Annotated in this window: 27 protein-coding genes; 19 read left to right on the top strand and 8 right to left on the bottom strand. The window is 65.4% G+C overall.

Going from position 1 to position 18,159, the window contains the following annotated elements; translation table 11 throughout:
• Window positions 1-214: 214 nt before the first annotated feature.
• A complete protein-coding gene (locus T8T21_RS20450) occupies window positions 215-649 on the bottom strand; it encodes a CBS domain-containing protein (protein WP_322338309.1) in 435 nt (144 codons plus the stop codon).
• 219 nt (window positions 650-868) lie between these two features.
• Here T8T21_RS20450 and T8T21_RS20445 point away from each other — a divergent pair, with 219 nt between their 5' ends.
• From T8T21_RS20445 to T8T21_RS20390, 12 genes are all read left to right on the top strand, one after another.
• A complete protein-coding gene (locus T8T21_RS20445) occupies window positions 869-1,150 on the top strand; it encodes a hypothetical protein (RefSeq protein WP_322338308.1) in 282 nt (93 codons plus the stop codon).
• Window positions 1,151-1,248: 98 nt separating this feature from the next.
• Window positions 1,249-2,193, top strand: a complete 945-nt coding sequence (locus T8T21_RS20440; RefSeq protein ID WP_322338307.1) for a WD40/YVTN/BNR-like repeat-containing protein — start codon at window positions 1,249-1,251, stop codon at window positions 2,191-2,193.
• Between the two features lies 1 nt (window position 2,194).
• Window positions 2,195-2,695, top strand: a complete 501-nt coding sequence (locus tag T8T21_RS20435) for a DUF411 domain-containing protein (RefSeq protein WP_322338306.1) — start codon at window positions 2,195-2,197, stop codon at window positions 2,693-2,695.
• Between the two features lie 16 nt (window positions 2,696-2,711).
• Window positions 2,712-2,840: a hypothetical protein gene (locus T8T21_RS20430; RefSeq protein ID WP_268744182.1), complete on the top strand. Its 129-nt coding sequence runs from the start codon at window positions 2,712-2,714 to the stop codon at window positions 2,838-2,840.
• The gene (locus tag T8T21_RS20425; RefSeq protein WP_322338305.1) at window positions 2,837-3,349 is read left to right on the top strand and encodes a c-type cytochrome; all 513 of its coding nucleotides are present in this window, start codon (window positions 2,837-2,839) and stop codon (window positions 3,347-3,349) included. The genes T8T21_RS20430 and T8T21_RS20425 overlap by 4 nt, the downstream gene beginning before the upstream one ends.
• On the top strand, window positions 3,346-3,924 hold the full coding sequence (locus tag T8T21_RS20420) for a DsbE family thiol:disulfide interchange protein (RefSeq protein WP_322338304.1): 579 nt from the start codon (window positions 3,346-3,348) through the stop codon (window positions 3,922-3,924). The genes T8T21_RS20425 and T8T21_RS20420 overlap by 4 nt, the downstream gene beginning before the upstream one ends.
• Window positions 3,921-4,196 (top strand): hypothetical protein, encoded by a 276-nt coding sequence (locus T8T21_RS20415; RefSeq protein ID WP_322338303.1) that lies wholly within the window; start codon window positions 3,921-3,923, stop codon window positions 4,194-4,196. The genes T8T21_RS20420 and T8T21_RS20415 overlap by 4 nt, the downstream gene beginning before the upstream one ends.
• 23 nt (window positions 4,197-4,219) lie before the next feature.
• Window positions 4,220-4,528, top strand: coding sequence for a hypothetical protein (locus tag T8T21_RS20410; RefSeq protein ID WP_322338302.1), 309 nt, complete (start codon window positions 4,220-4,222; stop codon window positions 4,526-4,528).
• A 53-nt stretch (window positions 4,529-4,581) separates the two neighbouring features.
• Window positions 4,582-5,229: an SCO family protein gene (locus tag T8T21_RS20405; RefSeq protein ID WP_322338301.1), complete on the top strand. Its 648-nt coding sequence runs from the start codon at window positions 4,582-4,584 to the stop codon at window positions 5,227-5,229.
• Window positions 5,229-5,843, top strand: coding sequence for an SCO family protein (locus tag T8T21_RS20400; protein ID WP_322338300.1), 615 nt, complete (start codon window positions 5,229-5,231; stop codon window positions 5,841-5,843). Before T8T21_RS20405 ends, T8T21_RS20400 begins: the two co-directional genes overlap by 1 nt.
• The gene (locus T8T21_RS20395; protein WP_322338299.1) at window positions 5,840-6,316 is read left to right on the top strand and encodes a hypothetical protein; all 477 of its coding nucleotides are present in this window, start codon (window positions 5,840-5,842) and stop codon (window positions 6,314-6,316) included. The genes T8T21_RS20400 and T8T21_RS20395 overlap by 4 nt, the downstream gene beginning before the upstream one ends.
• A gap of 3 nt (window positions 6,317-6,319) precedes the next feature.
• The gene (locus T8T21_RS20390; protein ID WP_322338298.1) at window positions 6,320-7,045 is read left to right on the top strand and encodes a cytochrome c biogenesis CcdA family protein; all 726 of its coding nucleotides are present in this window, start codon (window positions 6,320-6,322) and stop codon (window positions 7,043-7,045) included.
• Window positions 7,046-7,389: 344 nt separating this feature from the next.
• On the opposite strand, the gene T8T21_RS20385 is transcribed toward T8T21_RS20390, so the two are convergent.
• Window positions 7,390-8,706 carry an MFS transporter gene (locus T8T21_RS20385; RefSeq protein WP_322338297.1) on the bottom strand — a complete coding sequence of 439 codons (1,317 nt, stop codon included), beginning with the start codon at window positions 8,704-8,706 and terminating at the stop codon, window positions 7,390-7,392.
• 7 nt (window positions 8,707-8,713) lie between these two features.
• Window positions 8,714-8,968, bottom strand: a complete 255-nt coding sequence (locus tag T8T21_RS20380; protein WP_322338296.1) for a metal-sensing transcriptional repressor — start codon at window positions 8,966-8,968, stop codon at window positions 8,714-8,716.
• Window positions 8,969-9,497: 529 nt separating this feature from the next.
• On the opposite strand from T8T21_RS20380, the gene T8T21_RS20375 reads away from it, so the two are divergent.
• From T8T21_RS20375 to T8T21_RS20350, 6 genes are all read left to right on the top strand, one after another.
• On the top strand, window positions 9,498-10,142 hold the full coding sequence (locus T8T21_RS20375; protein ID WP_322338377.1) for a HupE/UreJ family protein: 645 nt from the start codon (window positions 9,498-9,500) through the stop codon (window positions 10,140-10,142).
• A 16-nt stretch (window positions 10,143-10,158) separates the two neighbouring features.
• On the top strand, window positions 10,159-11,001 hold the full coding sequence (locus T8T21_RS20370) for a hypothetical protein (protein ID WP_322338295.1): 843 nt from the start codon (window positions 10,159-10,161) through the stop codon (window positions 10,999-11,001).
• 813 nt (window positions 11,002-11,814) lie between these two features.
• Window positions 11,815-13,230, top strand: a complete 1,416-nt coding sequence (locus T8T21_RS20365; RefSeq protein ID WP_322338294.1) for a multicopper oxidase family protein — start codon at window positions 11,815-11,817, stop codon at window positions 13,228-13,230.
• A gap of 20 nt (window positions 13,231-13,250) precedes the next feature.
• On the top strand, window positions 13,251-13,682 hold the full coding sequence (locus T8T21_RS20360) for a DUF411 domain-containing protein (protein WP_322338293.1): 432 nt from the start codon (window positions 13,251-13,253) through the stop codon (window positions 13,680-13,682).
• Window positions 13,683-13,739: 57 nt separating this feature from the next.
• The gene (locus T8T21_RS20355) at window positions 13,740-13,877 is read left to right on the top strand and encodes a hypothetical protein (protein WP_322338292.1); all 138 of its coding nucleotides are present in this window, start codon (window positions 13,740-13,742) and stop codon (window positions 13,875-13,877) included.
• Between the two features lie 2 nt (window positions 13,878-13,879).
• Window positions 13,880-14,332, top strand: a complete 453-nt coding sequence (locus T8T21_RS20350; protein ID WP_322338291.1) for a c-type cytochrome — start codon at window positions 13,880-13,882, stop codon at window positions 14,330-14,332.
• A 51-nt stretch (window positions 14,333-14,383) separates the two neighbouring features.
• Here the strand turns inward: T8T21_RS20350 and T8T21_RS20345 are convergent, their stop codons facing one another.
• The 4 genes from T8T21_RS20345 to T8T21_RS20330 all read right to left on the bottom strand — a co-directional run bounded on the left by T8T21_RS20345 (window position 14,384) and on the right by T8T21_RS20330 (window position 16,993).
• A complete protein-coding gene (locus T8T21_RS20345) occupies window positions 14,384-14,572 on the bottom strand; it encodes a L,D-transpeptidase (protein ID WP_407660160.1) in 189 nt (62 codons plus the stop codon).
• Window positions 14,573-15,003: 431 nt separating this feature from the next.
• The gene (locus T8T21_RS20340; protein WP_322338290.1) at window positions 15,004-15,219 is read right to left on the bottom strand and encodes a hypothetical protein; all 216 of its coding nucleotides are present in this window, start codon (window positions 15,217-15,219) and stop codon (window positions 15,004-15,006) included.
• Between the two features lie 289 nt (window positions 15,220-15,508).
• Window positions 15,509-16,102, bottom strand: coding sequence for a hypothetical protein (locus T8T21_RS20335; RefSeq protein ID WP_322338289.1), 594 nt, complete (start codon window positions 16,100-16,102; stop codon window positions 15,509-15,511).
• 213 nt (window positions 16,103-16,315) lie between these two features.
• Window positions 16,316-16,993 (bottom strand): cytochrome c biogenesis protein CcdA, encoded by a 678-nt coding sequence (locus T8T21_RS20330; RefSeq protein WP_322338288.1) that lies wholly within the window; start codon window positions 16,991-16,993, stop codon window positions 16,316-16,318.
• 82 nt (window positions 16,994-17,075) lie between these two features.
• On the opposite strand from T8T21_RS20330, the gene T8T21_RS20325 reads away from it, so the two are divergent.
• Window positions 17,076-17,411, top strand: a complete 336-nt coding sequence (locus tag T8T21_RS20325; protein WP_322338287.1) for a cytochrome c — start codon at window positions 17,076-17,078, stop codon at window positions 17,409-17,411.
• Window positions 17,412-17,462: 51 nt separating this feature from the next.
• On the opposite strand, the gene T8T21_RS20320 is transcribed toward T8T21_RS20325, so the two are convergent.
• Window positions 17,463-18,077 (bottom strand): L,D-transpeptidase, encoded by a 615-nt coding sequence (locus tag T8T21_RS20320; RefSeq protein WP_407660159.1) that lies wholly within the window; start codon window positions 18,075-18,077, stop codon window positions 17,463-17,465.
• Window positions 18,078-18,159 lie beyond the last annotated feature (82 nt).

The raw sequence follows: 18,159 nt of genomic DNA, 5'->3' as shown, positions 1-18,159 counted from the left end.
GAATCGCGATGATCACCAGAACGAGGATCACCAGCCACCAGATTCCCATGCCGACCATCATGCCGCCGTCCATCATGTCTTTTTCCTTATGTCTAAGCTTTGCTAATACTTGTAAAAACCACTGGCCCACCAACTTCCGGGATAGGCGATAGGTTCAAGCGATCGGCAGGTGAAAAAAGGGCGGAGCCTCATTGAGAGGCGCCGCTCTTTTTCATCAGCAGCAACCGGAACGGCTCTCGGGCTCGGAGACTTTCTGGACGAGATCCGCCGTCTCTGCCCCTTCTGCTTCGCGTGCCACATCGGCCTGAGCTACCATCCCACAGCACTTACCCTCACTGTCGATCACGACGGCACGGCGCACCTGGCGCTCCTCCATCTTGTTGCAGCAGGACGAGACCTCCTCGTTTGCCGTCGTGGTGAGCACGTCCGTGGACATGACGTCCGAAACGGCGGTCTCACCGGATTTGCCTTCGGCCACGGCCCCGCAGCAGATGTCGCGATCGGTTACGACCCCGATCGGTTCGCCCGCATCGTTGACGACGGGCAAGGCCCCGATGGACTGCTCGGCCATCAGCTTGGCCGCGTCCTGGATGGTGGTGTTCCCCCCACAGCAGGTGGGGTTGCCTGTCATAATGTCCTGAACTTGCATGTCTTGCTCCTCTGCTGAGTGCCGGGACAAACCACTGCGGCCGGGACGACGTTCCATAGTTGCCTCGGCGTCGGCGACGGACCGCGGGTTGACAGGCTCGTGAGTGATTTCCGCCCGTGCCCGGTAGACAGGCGCCCCGTCCGATCCTACATCCGACCCATGCGCCTCTGGCTTCGCCTTTTCTCGCTCTGCCTCTCGCTTGCCCTTCTGGGCGGCGTGATGATGCATGACACGGCCGGCGCCCGGATGTCGTTCGACATGGCGGCCTCGGCGGTTGCCGACGCGCAGGACGATCTCTGCCCTGCTTGTGATCAGAATGCGAGCGAGCAGCTGGTCTGCGATCTCGACTGCACCGCGCCCCTGTTGTCGACCGAAGGGTCATCCGAGATCCTGCCGCAGACCGTTGCCGCGCGCAGCATGACACGTTCGGACGATACGGCGCTGCGAACCCGTCGACCGGGTTTCGATCCCGCCCCCCCACGAACCACCATCCTGAGCTGACCGGCCGCACCTCATAGGTGACGGCCCGGTATCGCCGTGCCTGTCCGATCTGGACTGGCAGGCCCTCAACCGACCGATCCCTTCTCAGGATACCTCCCATGACTGCCCTTACCGCACGCGCGCTCTCGCGTCGTCGCGTCCTGTCCTCCGGCCTGGCCGTGCTGGGCGCGACGATCCTTGCCCCCGGCTTTGCCCGATCAGGCCCGTCGCTGGCACTCGACTCCACTAATGCCCTGGCCTTCGATGGCTCCACCATCCTTGCCGCCACGCCCGACGGGCTGCTGCGGCACGACGGCAAAAGCTGGACGAAGCTCGGCGACGTGGGGCCGCCCAACAGCCTTTCGACCCACCCGTCCCGCCCGGGCGTGATCTACGCCGGATGGCAGGACGGCAGCCTGCGCCGCAGCGATGACGGTGGCGCAAGCTGGACCGCGGCGGATGCCGGACTGCCCGGTGCGCCGATCCTGTCCCTCACCATGGCTGCGCATGCACCCGACACCCTTTATGCCTCTCTCGAAGGCGACGGGCTGTGGCGCAGCGAGGATGACGGCGCGACGTGGGCGTTCGTCATGGACCGCCCCTATCTCAACGGTGCCGAGCATGACGTGCTCAGTCTTGTCTCGGTCGCCAACGAGACCGGGATGGGCGGCATCTGGCTCTATGCGGGCACGCAGGCCGGGCTGACGCGGGTGCCGGACTGTTTCTGCCGCTGGCAGGACGTCGTCGCGGGTGACGCGATGGATGCATTGGTCGCGGGCGACGCGCCTGCCAATGCCGAAACGCTGCCCAAGGGCGAGCCGGTCACGATCCTCGCCCTGGCACCCGATACGCCCGAGCGCCTTCTCGCGGCGCTGCCATCGGGGCTGTGGCTGTCGACGGATGCCGGGGTGAACTGGGCGCAGGCCACCCCTGACCCCGTCACCGCTCTGGCCGTCGATCCCGTCGACCCGCTGCACGTGCTGACTGCCGATGCCACCGGGCTGCGCGTCTCACGCGACGGCGGAACCACCTGGACCTCCTTCGATCAATCCAAGGACAGCTGACATGAACCGCAAACTTCTTACGGGCTCCGCCCTTGCCCTGGTCGCCGCTTCCGCCATCGGCATCGCGACCTTCACCACCGCCGAAACCGACGTCGTGGCCGACACGCCGAGCGAAGCCGCCGAAGCCGCCGTCCCTGCCGCGCGACAGATGACGATCTGGCGCGATCCGAACTGCGGCTGCTGCGATGCCTATGCCGATTACATGGAGGAGAACGGCTACCACGTGACGCGGATCGACGACCGCGACTTCGACAAGCGCTCGATCGAGGCGGGTGTGCCCGAGCAGGGCCTTGGCTGCCACCTGGCGCAGGTGGACGGCTACTATGTCAGCGGGCTGGTCCCGGCCGAGATCGTGGAACGCCTGACCACGGAGCGCCCCGAGATCACCGGCATTACCCTACCCGGCATGCCGATGAACGCCCCGGGCATGGCCGGCAAGAGCGGCACGCTCAAGACCTACGCCTTCGCAGGCGACGACATCACCGTGTTCTCGGATGAGTGAATGCATGGAGGGCATGATGTCGATGATGAGCGGGCCGATGATGGGTGCCATGATGGCCGGAGGCGGTCTCATTCTCCTGCTGGTGCTGACCCTGATCGTGCTGAGCCTGATGGCGCTGGTCAAATTCCTCAGGAGCCCGCGATGAAACGCGGGCTGGTCATCGGCGTGGCCTCGGCTCTGCTCGGCGCCGCCGCGATCGCGGCGGTGGCGCAGGGGCTAATGGAGGAAGACGGGCAAGACACGGCTGCGACCTCGCAGGAGGTCGCAGGGCTCTCCATCCTCGGGGAGCCGGTCACCCGCGACATGGTCGACCAAGGGGGCAAGATTTATGCCGAGAGCTGCGCCGCCTGTCATGGCGCAAAGCTCGAGGGTCAGCCGGACTGGCGCCGTCGGACGGAGGACGGGCGCATGCCCGCGCCGCCGCACGACGACAGCGGCCATACCTGGCACCATGCCGACCGGGACCTGTTCACGATCACCAAACATGGCGTCGGCGCGGTGGTGCCGGGCTACGAAAGCGACATGCCCGCCTTCGAGGGGCTGCTGAGCGACGAGGAGATCGAGGCCGTGCTGGCCTATCTCAAGACCAGCTGGTCGACACGCGAGCGCGGCTTCCAAGCCGAGGTCTCGGCCGGCGCCGAGGGCAAACCATGAGCGCGGCGGAACAGGAACCGCGCAAGCGGCCCCGTGGTCGGGTATTGGTGCTTCTTCCGGCAGCGATGTTCGCTACACTCGCGGCGGCGTTCTACTGGGGCCTCATGAACTCCGACGACCGGCTGCCCTCGGCCCTGACCGGCAAGGCGGTCCCCGAGTTCGACCTGCCTCCCATCGAAGGCCGCGAGGAGGGCCTGTCCACGGCGGACCTGCAAGGCGAGGTGTCGATCGTCAACGTCTGGGCCTCCTGGTGCGTGCCTTGCCGGGTCGAGATGCCGCTTCTGGTCGAGCTGGCCGCGCGTGATACGGTCCCGATCCATGGCATAAACTACAAGGATGCGCCGGATGCGGCGCTTCGTTTTCTCGACGAGACGGGCGATCCCTACACCCGCGTCGGAGCCGACCGCTCCGGGCGCGCCTCGCTCGACTGGGGGGTCTACGGGCTTCCGGAAACCTTCGTCATCGATGCACGCGGCCGCGTTGCCTACAAACATGTCGGTCCGTTCGACCGCCGCGCGCTGGAAGAAGAAATTCTGCCGGTTGTGCGCCAGCTTCAAACGGAGAACAGGACATGAGCGAGCGATCGACGAACGCGATCGGGGCATTCCCCGCACGCCGGTTTCCCGGCCTGGGCAGGCGTGGATGGATGCTGGTGGCGCTGGCCGTCATCGGCACTGGCATGGCCCTGAACTGGGGCTGGCTCACCGCCATCGGTGCAGCCCCTCTGATCCTGAGCTTTGCCCCCTGCGCCGCGATGTGCGCGCTGGGGCTCTGCATGCGCGGGGACTCGTCCGCCTGCGCCAACAAGACCGATCCGGCAAGCAAGCCGGACGTTTCAACTGACTGAACCCCACTCCGAAAGGACAAAACATGAAGATCACCACCAAGTTCGGCGGCGCCATCGCTCTTTCCCTGATCGCTTTCGCGCCGATGGCCTACGCCCAGGACACCACCCCGGCAGAGCCGCAGGAAACAACGAAGGAAGGCGGCCACATGGGCGGCGATATGGCCGGAATGCAGGGCATGTCCGGCATGCAAGGCATGGAAGGCATGGAAGGCATGGAAGGCATGATGCCGATGATGATGAAGCACATGCAGGCCTGCATGGAGATGATGGAGACGATGAACACCCACATGCAGGACCACCACGACCAGGCCGATCAAGCCGATCAGGGCTGATCGAAGGCTCGCCCGGGTTTCGGCCCGGGCGAGCCAAACAGAAAGACAGACAGATGCCCCCTTCCTCTCCTGACAGATTTCGCAAGCGGCTGCGCGTCCTCCTTTGGAGCGGAGCCGCCGTCCTCACCTTTGCCACCGCCGGGCTGCTGGTCCTGCGAGATCAGGCCGCGCCCGCACAGGTCGTCTACAGCGGCGAGGCGGACATCCGGTCCGACTTCGAGCTTGTCGACCACACGGGACGCCCGGTCACCGAGGCGGATTATGCCGGCCGCTGGCAGCTCGTGTTCTTCGGCTTCACCAACTGCCCCGATGTCTGCCCGACGACGCTGGCCTACATGGCCACCACCCTCGACCTGCTGGGCGAGGACGCGGACCGGGTCGCGCCGCTCTTCATCACCGTCGACCCCGAACGGGACACGCCGGAGGTCATGGCGAATTACGTCACGAACTTTCACCTACGACTGGTGGGGCTGACGGGAAGCCCCGCTCAGGCCGCGGCGGCCGCGCAGAGCTTCAAGGTCTATCACGAGCACATGGCGGACGCGCAGGCACCGGACGGATACACCATGGCTCATGCCGGGCACATCTACCTGATGCGCCCCGATGGCCGGTTCGAGGCCGTCTTTCTCGAGGGGGATCAGCCGCCTGAAGATCTCGCCGAGGAAATCGAGATGCGTCTGAACCAGGAGGGGCGCAGCTAATGCGACACGCAATCCTCATCTCCATGATGGCCGCCTTGTTTGGCTCGGCAGCCTTGGCCGATCACCCTGGAGAACGGTTGAACGAGGTCACGGCCGAAAAGGAGCCGGGCTTCGAGGCGATCTCCCGGCCCGGACCCGGTCTCGACCTCGTCACCATGAACGGGGAAAAACTCGGTCTGGAAGACTTCGCCGGACGCATCCTCGTAATCAATTTCCGTCCGGTATCCTGCACCGAGGTCTGCGACGCGCAGCATCAGCGTCTGGCGAAGGCGGTCACTTCGCTTAATTCAAGCCCCATGCGTGAGATGGTTAGCTTCGTGACCGCGGTCGAGGATGAAGCGAACATCGACATGCGCGACGCCGAGAACTGGTCGATTGTGCGGTCGCAGGGCGGTCTTGAGGGTCTCGAGGCGCGGCTTGCCGCCGGGTCCGAACGCTCGGCCGATGAGCCGATGCTCTACATCTTCGACCGGCAGGGCCGCCATGTCGGCATCTTTCATGGGACCGATTTCGAGCCGCTCAATCTCCTCATGCATATCAACGGGCTGACCAACGCGCATCCGCATCCGGAGCCCGAAGGTTTCCTCGACAAGGCATTGGGGTGGTTCAAATGACGGTGGCGACGTCCGCGCGCATCGCGGCAACCCCGGACTGGCTGGGGGTCCTGCGGCGCTATTTCCTGTTTTCTCTCATCGGCCATCTACTCTGGGAGGTGGCCCACATCCCGCTCTATACGATCTGGACCGAGGGCAGCGCCGGCGAGATAATTTTCGCCATCGTGCACTGCACGGGTGGCGATCTAATGATCGCCTTCAGCACCCTGCTCGTGGCGCTGTTCCTGTTCGGACGGTCAGAGTGGCCAAGGCAGCGGTCAATCCCGGTGCTCATGGCCACCGTGGTGATGGGCGTGGGCTACACCATCTTCAGCGAGTGGCTGAACATCGTCGTGCGGGAGGCATGGGCCTATCGCGACATCATGCCGGTGATCCCGGTCATCGACGCGGGCCTGACGCCGTTCCTGCAATGGCTCGTCGTGCCCACGGCGGCCTATCTCGGCGCCACTTCCCCGCGCGCGTGGCGGAGGTGAATGATGCCTGACATCCAGACCCTCGGCCTTCTTGCCGCCCTCCTGGCCGGCACGGTGTCTTTCCTGTCGCCTTGCGTCCTGCCGCTGGTGCCCGGCTATGTCTCCTACATCGCCGGGCGCACGGGACCTGGCAAGGCGCCAAGCCGGGCCGCCATGATCTGGTTGAGCGTCTGCTTCGTCCTGGGGTTCTCGACGATCTTCATCGCGCTCGGCGCCTCTGCCACGGCGCTCGGGCAGGCCCTGCTGCGCTGGCGCTTTGAGCTGAACATCCTCGGTGGGGCAATCGTCGCGCTGTTCGGTCTGCTCATGCTGGGTGCGGCCCGTATCCGTGCGCTGGAGCGCGACCTGCGCTTCGATCTCGACATTCCCGGCGGGCAGCCCATGGCGTCCTATGTCCTCGGCCTCGCTTTCGGCTTTGGCTGGACCCCATGCATCGGGCCGATCCTCGGCGCGATCCTCACGGCGAGCGCCATGCAGGCTACCATGGGTGAAGGCGTGGCGCTTCTGGCGGTCTACTCGGCCGGGCTTGGTGTGCCCTTCGTGCTGGTCGCCGCCTTCATCCAGCAGGCCGGCACAAGACTTCGCTCGATCCGCGGCATGGGGGGCGGGCTGCACAAGATCGCCGGGGCGGTCATGGTGCTGATGGGGCTCGCGATGATGACCGGCCAGCTGACCGTCTTTTCCTACTGGTTGCTCGAGACATTTCCGGCCTTGGGGACGATCGGATAGGCAACGGACTACGGTGGCATCATGCGAAGTCTGCACCGGGAAACGGTATGCGCATTCAATCTCGAGACAAAGCAGGCTTTTCTCCGAGGGCCTTTGCAGCCGTAGCGCAGTTCGAGCGCTCGCGGCGAACGGCAGAAAGGCCCGCTCTCTGGGCCTTGTTCTTGGCAGCGTTGAAGGTCCGTTCTGAGCGCAAGCTGTGAAAGGCTCCTTTTCGCTCTTCGTCTGGTGAGGTTGAACGCCATCGCCGATGAACAAGCCTTTCGATAGGCTTCGTGTGAATGCAGATCATTTGTCCCTTACCTATTGGGCAAGAGGTCTCCGAGCGAACCGGCAGGCCCCGGAATTCAACGTCCGCCGATGTGGGGCCAATGACGATGCAGATCGTTGACCATGACGGCGTGACGATGATCGGCAGTGCCGTGCTCCTGGAGGTGCGGATGCTCGGGGGCGAGGTCCGGGTGGGTGTGTGATCGCGCCTCTTCTTCGATCGAGGGCCAGAACGTCAGAGCGGCCACGACGCCTGCGCCGGCAAGGCTGGCCATTACGAGAAAGGTCGCATCAAGCCCCAATTCCGCGCCCATCCACCCCGCGAGCGGATATGTGAGCAACCAAGCGGCGTGCGACAGGGAAAACTGCGCAGCAAATATGGCCGGTCTGTCGTCGGGGAGCGCCGAGCGGCGCAGCAAGCGTCCGGCCGGGGTCTGCACGAGGCTGTAACCGAAGCCGAGTGCGAGCCACAGTGCGATCAGGGCCGTGAACGAGCCTACAAGCGGCCCGAGCGCCATTCCGGCAACCAGAAGCCCGCTTCCCCAGAGCATCGCCGGGCGGTCGGGCACGTGATCGAGCAGGCGGGGCAAGGCCAGTGCGGCCACGACCGAGCCGCCTCCGAACGCCGCGAGCGCCAGGGCGACCTCCGTCTCGGCCAGCCCGAACCCTGCCTGAACGATCACGACCGTGTTGACGATGACCATGGCGCCCGCGGCTGAAACCGCGAGGTTGAGGGCAAGGAGGCCCCGCAGCCGTGGTGTCGCCAGATAGAGGCGCAGGCCTCGGGTCGTGCGATCCCAGATGCTTCTGGGCGGGCCCGGCACGGCGGTGGGCAGCGTCACCGTCATGACCAGCGCCGCCGAGGCCAGAAAGCCGATGACGGTGCCGCCGAACAGGACCGGAAAGCTCACCATCGTCAGGAGAGCGGCCGCGAGCATCGGGCTGGCCAGATTTTCCAGATCATAAGCGAGGCGCGAGAGCGACAGCGCCCGGGTATAGTCCGCCTCGCCGGGCAGGACGTCGGGGATAGTCGCCTGAAAGGTTGGAGTGAAGCCAGCCGAAGCGGCCTGAAGCAGGAAGATCAGCAGATAGACCTGCCATGCCTCCGTCACGAAGGGCAGTGCCAGGGCAACGATGGCCCGGCAGAGGTCGAGTGCAACCAGCATGGCCCGGCGCGGCACGCGGTCAGCCAAGGCCGAGGCAATGGGGGCAAGCGTTACATAGGCGATCATCTTGATCGCCAGCGCCGTGCCCAGCACGATGCCGGCCCGGTCGCCTGCGATATCCCAAGCCAGCAGGCCAAGGGCGACTGTGGCAAGTCCCGTGCCCACGAGCGCGATCACTTGTGCCGCGAAGAGGTGCCGGTAGGTGCGGTTCGCGAGAACGCTCAGCATGGCGGGCCTATAGCAGCTTCGCCAATGCCCGCAGTTCGTCGAGGTCACCTTCTCCATTGCCCAGACAATGATCGATGTGATCGTGGATCAAGGTGCGCTTCGCCGCCGTGATGGCCCGTTCGACAGCTTGCATCTGCGTTGCAATCTCGGTGCAGGAGCGCCCTGTTTCCAGCATGCCTATGACGTGACGCAGATGGCCTTCGGCACGTTTCAGCCGGGTAATCAGGGCGGGATGGGTTGCATGGATATGGGGGTCTGTCATATCAGTCCAGTATCCCCCCCGGGGGGATCTGGCAAGTGTCGTGACCGCGCGATGCCTGAATGACCGAGGGGAGCAGAGACGAGGTGTTCGGCAGGATCATTCTTACCATCGGCCTCGTGGCTTGGCTGGTCGCGCCCTTGGGCGTGGCGGCGTCTCATGGCGCGGCACAGATCATCGCGTCGCTCACGAACGATGATCATACTGTCGGGGCCGCACCCCATGCCGAAGCCCCCGCGCCGGTGCTGCACGATGCGACGGATCATGATCATCCTCTTCTGGCGATCCTGGCCGACCGGCAGGCGTCGCTCCGACTTCCAATGCCCCTGCCTTTGCCACGTGTCGGGCAGCCCGTGATGGCGCGAACACCTGAGAGGCCACGCCGCCCTCCGAGAGACTTGGCCGTCTGATCCATCGCAATCGGCAGTTCTTCTCTACAGGACATTCAATGAGACAAACCCCAATGCGCCCCCCGTCGCGGCGCAGCGGCACCCGTCAGGCCCTGAGCCTGTTCGGTTTTGCCGTAGCCTTGATGTTGCTTTCGCAGGCCGCACAGGCACATGCCGTCACCCTTGGCGACAAGGGCTATATTCAGGAAACCACCGGAACGCATCTCATCCCGTTTCTCTATCTGGGCGCCAAGCACATGGTGACCGGCTACGATCACATCCTGTTTCTTCTGGGGGTGATCTTCTTCCTTTACGGGATGAAGCAGATCTCGACCTATGTGAGCCTCTTCGCCATCGGGCATTCGACGACGATGCTGGCGGGCGTCTATTTCGACATCGGCATCAACAGCTACATCGTCGACGCGATCATCGGCTTCTCGGTCGCCTACAAGGCGCTCGACAATCTCGGAGCCTTTCGGGTGTGGTTCGGTGTCCAGCCGAGCACGAAGGCCGCGACGCTGATCTTCGGGTTCCTGCACGGCTTCGGCCTTGCCTCCAAGATCATCGACTACGACATATCGCCCGACGGGCTGGTGCCCAATCTTCTGGCCTTCAATCTCGGCGTCGAGATTGGCCAGTTGCTCGCTCTTGCTGCGATCCTCGTCGTGATGACGCGCTGGCGTGCCAGCCCCTCCTTCGCGCGGCAGGCCTATGCCGCGAACGCTCTCATGATGACCGCCGGATTTGCCCTGATGGGGTTCCAGATCGCCGGCTTCCTCGTCGCCTGATTTACGGGAATACTTCATGCAACATCGTTTCGACGACCGGGACAGCGCGGTCTCGCCCCTGCGCGCGACACCGCGCTACGAGACCAACTCCATGCCCGGCCAGACCGCCGCTCACGTCGAGGGTTTGCACGCCGGCTCTTCGGGCCTGCTGAGAACCACGCTGGGGGCCGCAGCCGCGGCGGGTGCGATCCTGCTTCTGTTCTGGCTTCCGGCCGAATACGGGATCGACCCTACCCGAGTTGGCCGTCTGCTCGGGCTGACGGAAATGGGCGAGATCAAGCAACAGCTCTACGCAGAAGCCGAGGCCGAAGACGCGGCGCTTTCGGCCGCTACCCCGACCGGCCGGCCAGAGGCCACGAGCCCGGATCTCGCCATGCGGCTGGATGCCATCGAAGCGCAGCTCGCCAACCTCGTGTCGGCCCTCCAGGGCCCGTCCAGTGACGCAACTCCACAACCAGGTCAGATCATCGACGACTCTGCCTGGGACAGCGATGCGACGCCTCCGCCCACCATCACGCCCACCGCGCGCCCCGAACCCGCGTCTATCGCTTGGACGGACGAAGCCTCCTATACGCTCGCACCGGATGAAGGGATCGAACTCAAGCTTTTGATGAACGAAGGCGCGACAGCGGAGTTCGAGTGGACTGCGAATGGATCGGTCCTGAACTTCGACACGCATGGCGAGGGTGCCGGCGAGACGGTCAGCTACGAAAAAGGCCGCGCCACACCCAGTCAGGCCGGACGCCTGACCGCCGCATTTGATGGCAGCCACGGTTGGTTCTGGCGAAACCGGACCGAAGAGCCCGTGACGGTCACCCTCCGGGTCCGGGGGGACTACGCCGAACTGCAAGTTCCATGAGCAACGGCCACTGGCGGCACCCGATGCGTCGCCAGTGGCCTTGATGCCCCAAGTAATGATTCACCTAACGAAGAAGAGGGCCGAAACTTGAATTCCAGGGAAGTGCCGCGAACCTCGGCTTCAGTTTGCATTGCAGGCGGTAAACAAGGCACAGCGAGCGCCTGCTACTCACGTGAACTACCAGTGGCTTTGCAGATGCAGCACTGCCTGAGCGCCCGCAGCGAATAGCAGGTTAGCCCGCATAGCGGGCTTCGGCTCAGACCGCAGCGAAGATCAGCTTCCCGCCCTTCTCATGTGTTGTGGCGAACGGCCTCAGTTGGCTTGACCAATGGCCGTTTGGCCGATGACAGCGCAGTGAAGGGGCAGTGCCTGGACTTGCACAGGTGTTCAGATGCTGACCATATGCGCCCGATGGCTCGCCTCCTTGCACTCTGTCTGTTCCTGATCGGGCTCTTGGCCCAATCGGTGCCCATCGCCGCCATGGCGATGCCAAGCATACATGAGGACTCGGCAATGGTCACGATGGCCGATTGCGCGGGCTGCCCGGAGGAGGCGATGTCGAAGGGCAATGCCTGCCAAGGCGTCGGTGGATGTGCGTCCGTAACAGCCGCGATTGACATACCATCCCTCGAGTGGCCGTTCATGTCCCCCATCCGGGAGGCCCGGCGCGTGTTCGACGACGCTTCGCCAAGCGGAGGTTGCCCGGCTCCGCCGCTGGAGCCACCCCGCCGCCTGATTTGAAGCCGCCCGCCTGTCTTGAGGCGGGCTAACACCGCGCGCATCGTGCGGCATTTTCTGATCAGGAATTTCCATATGACCCATCTCACGGGCCTTTCTCGCAGAGGCTTCCTCTCTGGCGCTGCGGCGCTGAGCAGCGCTGCGGTTCTGCCGAATGCCATCGCAGCCGGACCACAGATCGAGCTGACCGCCATGCGCGCGCAGGCGCAACTGCTTGCCCCGCCGCGCCCGGCGACGCCGGTCTGGAGCTATGGCGGCGCCCTTCCGGGCCCAGAGCTCCGCTTCAGGCAAGGTGACCGGCTCAGCCTGCGCGCGCGAAACGACCTCGACGCGCCAACCAGCATTCACTGGCACGGGATGCGCGTGCCTAACGCTATGGACGGTGTCGCGCATCTCACGCAGCCACCGATCTCCCCGGGCGGCGACTTCCTCTACGAGTTCGACCTGCCCGATGCCGGCACCTACTGGTATCACCCGCATATGGGCGGCGCCGAACAGCTGGGTCGGGGCCTCGCGGGCGCGCTGGTGGTCGAGGAAGAGACGCCGATCCGCGTCGACCGCGACCTCGTCTGGATGCTACAGGATTGGCGGCTCGACCACAGTGGCGCGATTGTGCCCGGCTTCGACGGCATGCATGATGCGATGCATGGCGGCCGGATCGGCAATCACGTGACGCTGAACGGCCGGCCTGCGCCGCGCATCGCGGTCGAGCCGAACGAGCGGCTGCGGCTCAGGATCGTGAACGCCGCCACCGCCCGGATCTTCGCGCTCGATTTCGGCCCTCTTGCGCCGGTCGTCGTGGCGCTCGACGGGCAGCCGGTCGCGCCGCATGCGCCCAAGGGCGGCGCGCTGCTCATCGGGCCGGGGATGCGCGCCGACATCGTGCTCGACGCGACCGGCGCCGCGGGCGCTGCGGTGCCGGTGCGCGATCTCTACCGGAGCGACGCGGCCTACGAGGTCGCCACGCTGGCGCATGGCGACACGCCGCTGCGCGCCAGCGCCCCGAACTGGGACATGGCGCTGCCGTCCAACCCGCTGCCCGAGCCCGATCTCGCATCTGCGATGCGCCACGAGGTCGTCTTCAACGGCGGCATGATGGGGCAGATGATGATGGGCGCGGAGGCCCCCGCGATGATCGAACAGATGCGGCAGGGCCGGATGTGGTTCGTCAACGGTCGCGCCTCGGAGGGCCATGACGGCCCGGCCCTGATCGAGGCCAAACGCGGCAGCTCGCAGCTGATCGCGATGGAGAACCGCACCGGCTGGTGGCATCCGATCCACCTGCACGGCCATGTGTTCCGCGTGATCTCGCGCGATGGCCGGCCGACCGAACACCGCGAATGGCGCGACACCGTGCTCATGGCCCCCGAGGAGCGCGTGGAGATCGCGTTCCGGGCCGACAACCCGGGCGATTGGATGCTGCATTGCCACGTCCTCTCCCACCAGGCCGCTGGCATGGCGGCCCTCATCCGCGTCACGGACGCGGCCTGATCCAAACCAGGAGATTTCAAATGAAGACCATCAGGACATTCGCCACCGCCACGCTGCTCAGCTTCACCGCCCTGCCGGTGCTCGCCGGGACGATGACGCTCTACAAGGATCCGAATTGCGGCTGCTGTGCGGCCCATGCCGAATACCTGCGCGAAAACGGCTTCGAGGTGGAGATCGTCGAGACCTACGACCTTGCCAGCGTCAATGCCGAGGCCGGCGTTCCCCTCGGCCAGCAGGGCTGTCACACCGCGCTGATCGACGGCTATGCGGTCAGTGGCCACGTGCCCGCCGACATCCTGTCGCGCTTTCTTTCCGAAAAGCCCGAGGCGGTCGGCCTCAGCTTGCCCGGCATGCCGATGGGCGCGCCCGGCATGGGCGATGATCCGGAGGCCGAGCTCGACGTCGTGATGATCGACGCCGAGGGCATGGCGATGCCCTATCCGGCGAAGTGACGCCCTTCCGGCCGGCGCATCCCCGCGCCGACCCTTCTTCGACGAATGGAGGGCCGGATGATGGGACCTGAGATGAGGACCGCCATGGGCGGATGGATGATGTTCGGCATGGGGGCGGTCTGCCTGCTCGCCGTGCTGGCCCTCCTGCTCGCCGTGGCGGCGCTGATCAAGTATCTTCGTAGCCCAGGAGGGTAGCCATGGCACGACGTGGAGCAGCGCTTCTCGTGACCGCTTCGGGCGTCGCGGTGCTGCTGGGCGCCGGCGCGCTCACGTTCTGGCCCTCGGCCGGTGACGCGACCGAGCACGGCCGCCAGCTCTACCTCGACAATTGCGCGTCCTGTCACGGTGCCGAACTTGAGGGCCAGCCCGACTGGCGCCGGCCGCTGCCCTCGGGCCGCCTGCCCGCCCCGCCGCATGACGCAAGCGGCCACACCTGGCATCACCCCGACCGGGTATTGCGCGAGATCATCCTGCGCGGCACGGCGGCGATGGTCAGCAACGGCTACGAGAGTGACATGCCGGGCTTCGAGGGCTTGCTCCCCGAGGCCGAGGTCGAGGCGATCCTCGACTATTTGAAGTCGGAATGGCCAGAGCGCGAACGCGCACATCAGGCGCGCGTCACCGCCGCCGACGAGGCCGCCGGCGGCTGACCATGGCCCCGGGTGGCGTCTTCTGCGGGCGTCGGCCCGTTGCCGTCCTGTTCAGCTGTGGTGGTCCATCCCGTGCTGGTCCGGGCTGTAGGGGTTGCCCGCCCTCGGGTAGAGGTAGACCTTCGTGCCCATGGGGACCTTCTTGTAGGGCTCAATGACGTGGTCGTTCACCAGCCGCGCGCAGCCGTTCGAGACCGCCTGTCCGATCGTCGAGGGCTGGTTCGTGCCATGAATGCGCAAAAAGTGTCCTCTCTGCCAATACCGCGCTGCATTCCTGGCCAAGCAATTGGCAGGGCCATTCCGGATTGGGGCTCCCTCTACCCTTTCATAGCAATAAAGACCCCGCTCGGCCCACGGCGGAGCGGCTTCGAGAAATGGAAATGATTGCACGACCGAGAACGCGCTTCCTGCTCCCAGTTGCGGAATTGTCCAGCGTCCCAATCCGCTCGCCACGCATTTTCAACCCAGAGTCCTACTGGCCGTTCCGTCAAACTCTCCACGCATAGGAACTAAATTCGATCTGTCGGAAGCTCAGTCACTTCACTTAGGGACTGACCTCCCTGAAGGGCAGGCTCGCCTCGGTGAACCTGAGTGTTTTGGGGCCGCTGGACTTCCTGAGGCGCCCGGCTTCGGAAGGGAGAGGCATTGTGCGGGGCTCCATCCTTCCTATGTCATTCCGCAAAAACCAACAGGAGGAGGATAACATGAAGACCCCCAGTGAGCTGCGGGCTTTGCGGGCAGAACTTGTAGAACGCCGGAACGTCGAGCTCTATCGTCTGGACGTTCACAACGATGCTCGGCTGGCCCGGATCGCGGATGTTCAGCTCTCCATTCAGGCCGTCGACGACGCGCTGCGCGAGGCAGCGCCCGGGGAGCCAGTTAGGCATTCGGGGTAAATTCTGCGTAGATCTACCAGTTCGCGTTATAGTCCTTGCTGGAGCTCTGGGCGGCCGAGGAACAGGTCCCCCGGCCAAGGCCCAGATGCGCCCGGCGCATCGATGGCGTCCCTGGGATAGACCCTTGCGCCGGGTGCCGGGATCGTCGCCGACATCTGCGCGCCCATAAGCCGAAACCCATTTGGCATGTGTCCGGGCACCCCCCCGGCGACCGGACCAGGGGTCGGCCCCTCGTGCGCGCGTTGTCAGAAAGAGGCGCCCTTCGGGGAGGGGCGGTGATCTAATCCGCGATCTCCAACCGTTTTTGCAGATCCTCCCGCAGCGACCTGCGGCTGCGGCGACCGGTGATCTGCTCGGCCATGACGGTGGTCGGCTTCAGCCTGCGCTCGTCTTCCTCCCCCACGAGTTCGTAGCTGCGCCGGGCGCCCACCAGCAGACCACGCGCGGCCGTGGCCGCCACCACGGTCACCTCGACCACTCTCACCCGATCAATCGTGACGTTTTCCGGCGCGCCCGAGAGGGCCCGCTCGAGCAGCACGCCGACCTCGCCGATGCTTTCATGGTCTCCGGTGCTGAGCGGCCCCTGGTTCGTCGCCTCTTTCGGGTTCGCTTGCTCTCTGTCGGTGAGTTGTGAGCGCTCCGTCACGTTGACGAGGTGCTGCTGATCCTCCGTTTTCAAAGTCAAAAGCACGTCGAGCACGTAAATCGGCTCCAGCCCGAGATTGGATATGAAGCACTTGGCCGAAAGGCCCGCCCCCGCGCCTTGGGTGATCAAGATGCAGGGCCGCCGCTGCCTGAGATAGCTGAACAGGAAGATGCTGAGATAGACGACCCAGACCACCAGCATCGCCGCGTTGACGATCAGGCCCAGCATGTCGGTATGGCTTGTCACCCACTCCATTGAGCCTCCGCTTGCTTGCCGATGGGTAAGCAAGCGAGAAAGGAGGAGCCGAGTTCCGAGGGCAAGCGACACGGCAAGGACGGGGGGCGGCAAGCGGGTTGGCCGATCCCTCCTGAACGCTGCGACCAGATTTCCGCTCCAAACCCGGTTATTCCGGGGTTCGAAGCGGCGCAGGGGCGGCACGCATCAACTGCCTGATCCCGTGCCCCGGAGTCCTGTCCCGCTCCAATCCACGGGGTCCACGAAGAGGCCGAACCAGACCGACCAGAGACCCAGCCCGACGAAGAGGGCTCCCAGGAGCCAACGCCGCGGCCGCAACCAGTTCGCGAGCCGGTCGAGCGGCCCGGCGAAGCGCGGCGCGACGGCGAATGGAAACAGCGGCGCCGTCAGTGCCAGCGCGAAAACCGCCATCATCACGAAACCCGCCGCCGCGGACCCGCTGAGGCTGGCGGCCCCGATCAGGCCGAAGAGGATCGGCGCGGCGCAGGCCGGAATGTTCAGCCCGAAAGCCAGCCCCTGAAGCAGCGGGTTGCCAGCCAGCTTCCAGTGGCCCGGCGCCAAGCCGACCCGGCGCCGCAGCGCCCTGTCCCTCCGCGACAGGATCGCAGCGCCCAAGCCCAGGTAGACCGCCCCGAAGACCAGCCACATGCCCGTCTGCACGCCGATCAGCCTCTGTCCAAGCAGAACGACAAGACCTCCGAAGCCGCCCATCACGACGACCCTCGCCAGCAGGAAAACCAGTGCCGCACTCAGCCTCTGCGCAGCAGGCCGGCGTCGCTGCCCCTCAAGAAACAACGCATGCGCCCCGAGCGTGCAGGGCTCGACGAAGCCGAGCAGGCCGAGACCGAAGGCAGGCAGCAGCATCTGAAAGGTGATTTCCATAATGCAACGGTATCGTTGAAGCCAGAGGAGGATGCAAAGCCCCCTACTCGCCGGGGGCGCAGCTATGGAAGGACCGCAGCTCTATCTCGACAACGGCACCGCCCGCCACCGTGCCGAACTTGAAAGCCGGCAGGCTCGGCCTCGGGTCCCTGCCGGCCCCACCACAAGACGCGAGCGGCCACACCTGCCAGCACCCCGAGCGGGTGCTGCGCGAGCTTATCCTGCGCGGCCCCGCGGCGGTGGTGGCAATGGCTACGAGAGCGACGTGCCGGGCTTCGAGGGCCTGCTCGCCGAGGCCGAGGTCGAAGCGATCCTCGACTACCTGAAGTCGGAATGGCCCGAGCGCGAGCGCGCGCATCGAGCGCGCGTGACCGCAGCCGACGAGGCCGCCGGCGGTTGATCAGGGCTCCAGGCCGGCGCCCCAGCGGGCGTCGGCCAGTTGCTGCCCTGTTCAGCTGTGGTGGCCCATGCCGTGCTCGTCCGGGCTGTAGGGGTTGCCCGCCTTCGGGTAGAGAAAGACCTTCGTGCCCAGGGGGACCTTCTCGTAAAGCTCGATGATGTGGTCGTTCACCAGCCGTGCGCAGCCGTTCGAAACCGCCTGCCCGATCGTCCAGGGCTGGTTCGTGCCATGGATGCGCAAAAAGGTGTCCCGACCGTCGACGAAGAGGTAGAGCGCCCGCGCCCCGAGCGGGTTGTCGAGGCCGCCCGGCATGCCGTCCTCTGCATATTGCTCGTATTTCTCGGGCTCGCGCCGCACCATGGCCGGAGTCGGCTTCCAGCTCGGCCATTCCTTCTTCACCCGCACGACGTAGCTGCCGGCGTGATAGAGATCCGCGCGCCCGACGCCGACGCTGTAGCGGATCGCCCGGCCTTCGGGCAGCGTCCAGAAGAGCGCGAACTCGTCCGGCATCACGTGGATCTCGCCCGCGGGAATGCCTGGCGCGATATCGACCTCGTGCGGCAGGAACTCCTCGGGCAGCGCACCGCCTTCATGCGCCTGCGCCAGACCCGGCAGCCCGGCCAGTCCAAACCCGGCCATCTGTGTCAGAAACTGTCTTCTCTGCATGCCATTCGCCTCATGATTGACCGGTTGCGGCAGGCCACCGGCCATCCGGCTCTCTTGTCACCCTCAATACATATGACGGAAA

The organism is Limimaricola variabilis (genome assembly GCF_034371605.1).
In the GTDB taxonomy this organism is placed as follows: domain Bacteria; phylum Pseudomonadota; class Alphaproteobacteria; order Rhodobacterales; family Rhodobacteraceae; genus Limimaricola; species Limimaricola variabilis.
This window is presented reverse-complemented; position numbering and strand designations above follow the sequence as displayed.

Excerpts from the sequence above, each read along its gene's own strand:
- T8T21_RS20450 (WP_322338309.1), bottom strand. The coding sequence starts at position 649 with ATGCAAGTTCAGGACATTATGACAGGCAACCCCACCTGCTGTGGGGGG.
- T8T21_RS20445 (WP_322338308.1), top strand. The coding sequence starts at position 869 with ATGATGCATGACACGGCCGGCGCCCGGATGTCGTTCGACATGGCGGCC.
- T8T21_RS20440 (WP_322338307.1), top strand. The coding sequence starts at position 1,249 with ATGACTGCCCTTACCGCACGCGCGCTCTCGCGTCGTCGCGTCCTGTCC.
- T8T21_RS20435 (WP_322338306.1), top strand. The coding sequence starts at position 2,195 with ATGAACCGCAAACTTCTTACGGGCTCCGCCCTTGCCCTGGTCGCCGCT.
- T8T21_RS20430 (WP_268744182.1), top strand. The coding sequence starts at position 2,712 with ATGTCGATGATGAGCGGGCCGATGATGGGTGCCATGATGGCCGGAGGC.
- T8T21_RS20425 (WP_322338305.1), top strand. The coding sequence starts at position 2,837 with ATGAAACGCGGGCTGGTCATCGGCGTGGCCTCGGCTCTGCTCGGCGCC.
- T8T21_RS20420 (WP_322338304.1), top strand. The coding sequence starts at position 3,346 with ATGAGCGCGGCGGAACAGGAACCGCGCAAGCGGCCCCGTGGTCGGGTA.
- T8T21_RS20415 (WP_322338303.1), top strand. The coding sequence starts at position 3,921 with ATGAGCGAGCGATCGACGAACGCGATCGGGGCATTCCCCGCACGCCGG.
- T8T21_RS20410 (WP_322338302.1), top strand. The coding sequence starts at position 4,220 with ATGAAGATCACCACCAAGTTCGGCGGCGCCATCGCTCTTTCCCTGATC.
- T8T21_RS20405 (WP_322338301.1), top strand. The coding sequence starts at position 4,582 with ATGCCCCCTTCCTCTCCTGACAGATTTCGCAAGCGGCTGCGCGTCCTC.
- T8T21_RS20400 (WP_322338300.1), top strand. The coding sequence starts at position 5,229 with ATGCGACACGCAATCCTCATCTCCATGATGGCCGCCTTGTTTGGCTCG.
- T8T21_RS20395 (WP_322338299.1), top strand. The coding sequence starts at position 5,840 with ATGACGGTGGCGACGTCCGCGCGCATCGCGGCAACCCCGGACTGGCTG.
- T8T21_RS20390 (WP_322338298.1), top strand. The coding sequence starts at position 6,320 with ATGCCTGACATCCAGACCCTCGGCCTTCTTGCCGCCCTCCTGGCCGGC.
- T8T21_RS20385 (WP_322338297.1), bottom strand. The coding sequence starts at position 8,706 with ATGCTGAGCGTTCTCGCGAACCGCACCTACCGGCACCTCTTCGCGGCA.
- T8T21_RS20380 (WP_322338296.1), bottom strand. The coding sequence starts at position 8,968 with ATGACAGACCCCCATATCCATGCAACCCATCCCGCCCTGATTACCCGG.
- T8T21_RS20375 (WP_322338377.1), top strand. The coding sequence starts at position 9,498 with ATGTTGCTTTCGCAGGCCGCACAGGCACATGCCGTCACCCTTGGCGAC.
- T8T21_RS20370 (WP_322338295.1), top strand. The coding sequence starts at position 10,159 with ATGCAACATCGTTTCGACGACCGGGACAGCGCGGTCTCGCCCCTGCGC.
- T8T21_RS20365 (WP_322338294.1), top strand. The coding sequence starts at position 11,815 with ATGACCCATCTCACGGGCCTTTCTCGCAGAGGCTTCCTCTCTGGCGCT.
- T8T21_RS20360 (WP_322338293.1), top strand. The coding sequence starts at position 13,251 with ATGAAGACCATCAGGACATTCGCCACCGCCACGCTGCTCAGCTTCACC.
- T8T21_RS20355 (WP_322338292.1), top strand. The coding sequence starts at position 13,740 with ATGATGGGACCTGAGATGAGGACCGCCATGGGCGGATGGATGATGTTC.
- T8T21_RS20350 (WP_322338291.1), top strand. The coding sequence starts at position 13,880 with ATGGCACGACGTGGAGCAGCGCTTCTCGTGACCGCTTCGGGCGTCGCG.
- T8T21_RS20340 (WP_322338290.1), bottom strand. The coding sequence starts at position 15,219 with ATGCCTAACTGGCTCCCCGGGCGCTGCCTCGCGCAGCGCGTCGTCGAC.
- T8T21_RS20335 (WP_322338289.1), bottom strand. The coding sequence starts at position 16,102 with ATGCTGGGCCTGATCGTCAACGCGGCGATGCTGGTGGTCTGGGTCGTC.
- T8T21_RS20330 (WP_322338288.1), bottom strand. The coding sequence starts at position 16,993 with ATGCTGCTGCCTGCCTTCGGTCTCGGCCTGCTCGGCTTCGTCGAGCCC.
- T8T21_RS20325 (WP_322338287.1), top strand. The coding sequence starts at position 17,076 with ATGGAAGGACCGCAGCTCTATCTCGACAACGGCACCGCCCGCCACCGT.
- T8T21_RS20320 (WP_407660159.1), bottom strand. The coding sequence starts at position 18,077 with ATGCAGAGAAGACAGTTTCTGACACAGATGGCCGGGTTTGGACTGGCC.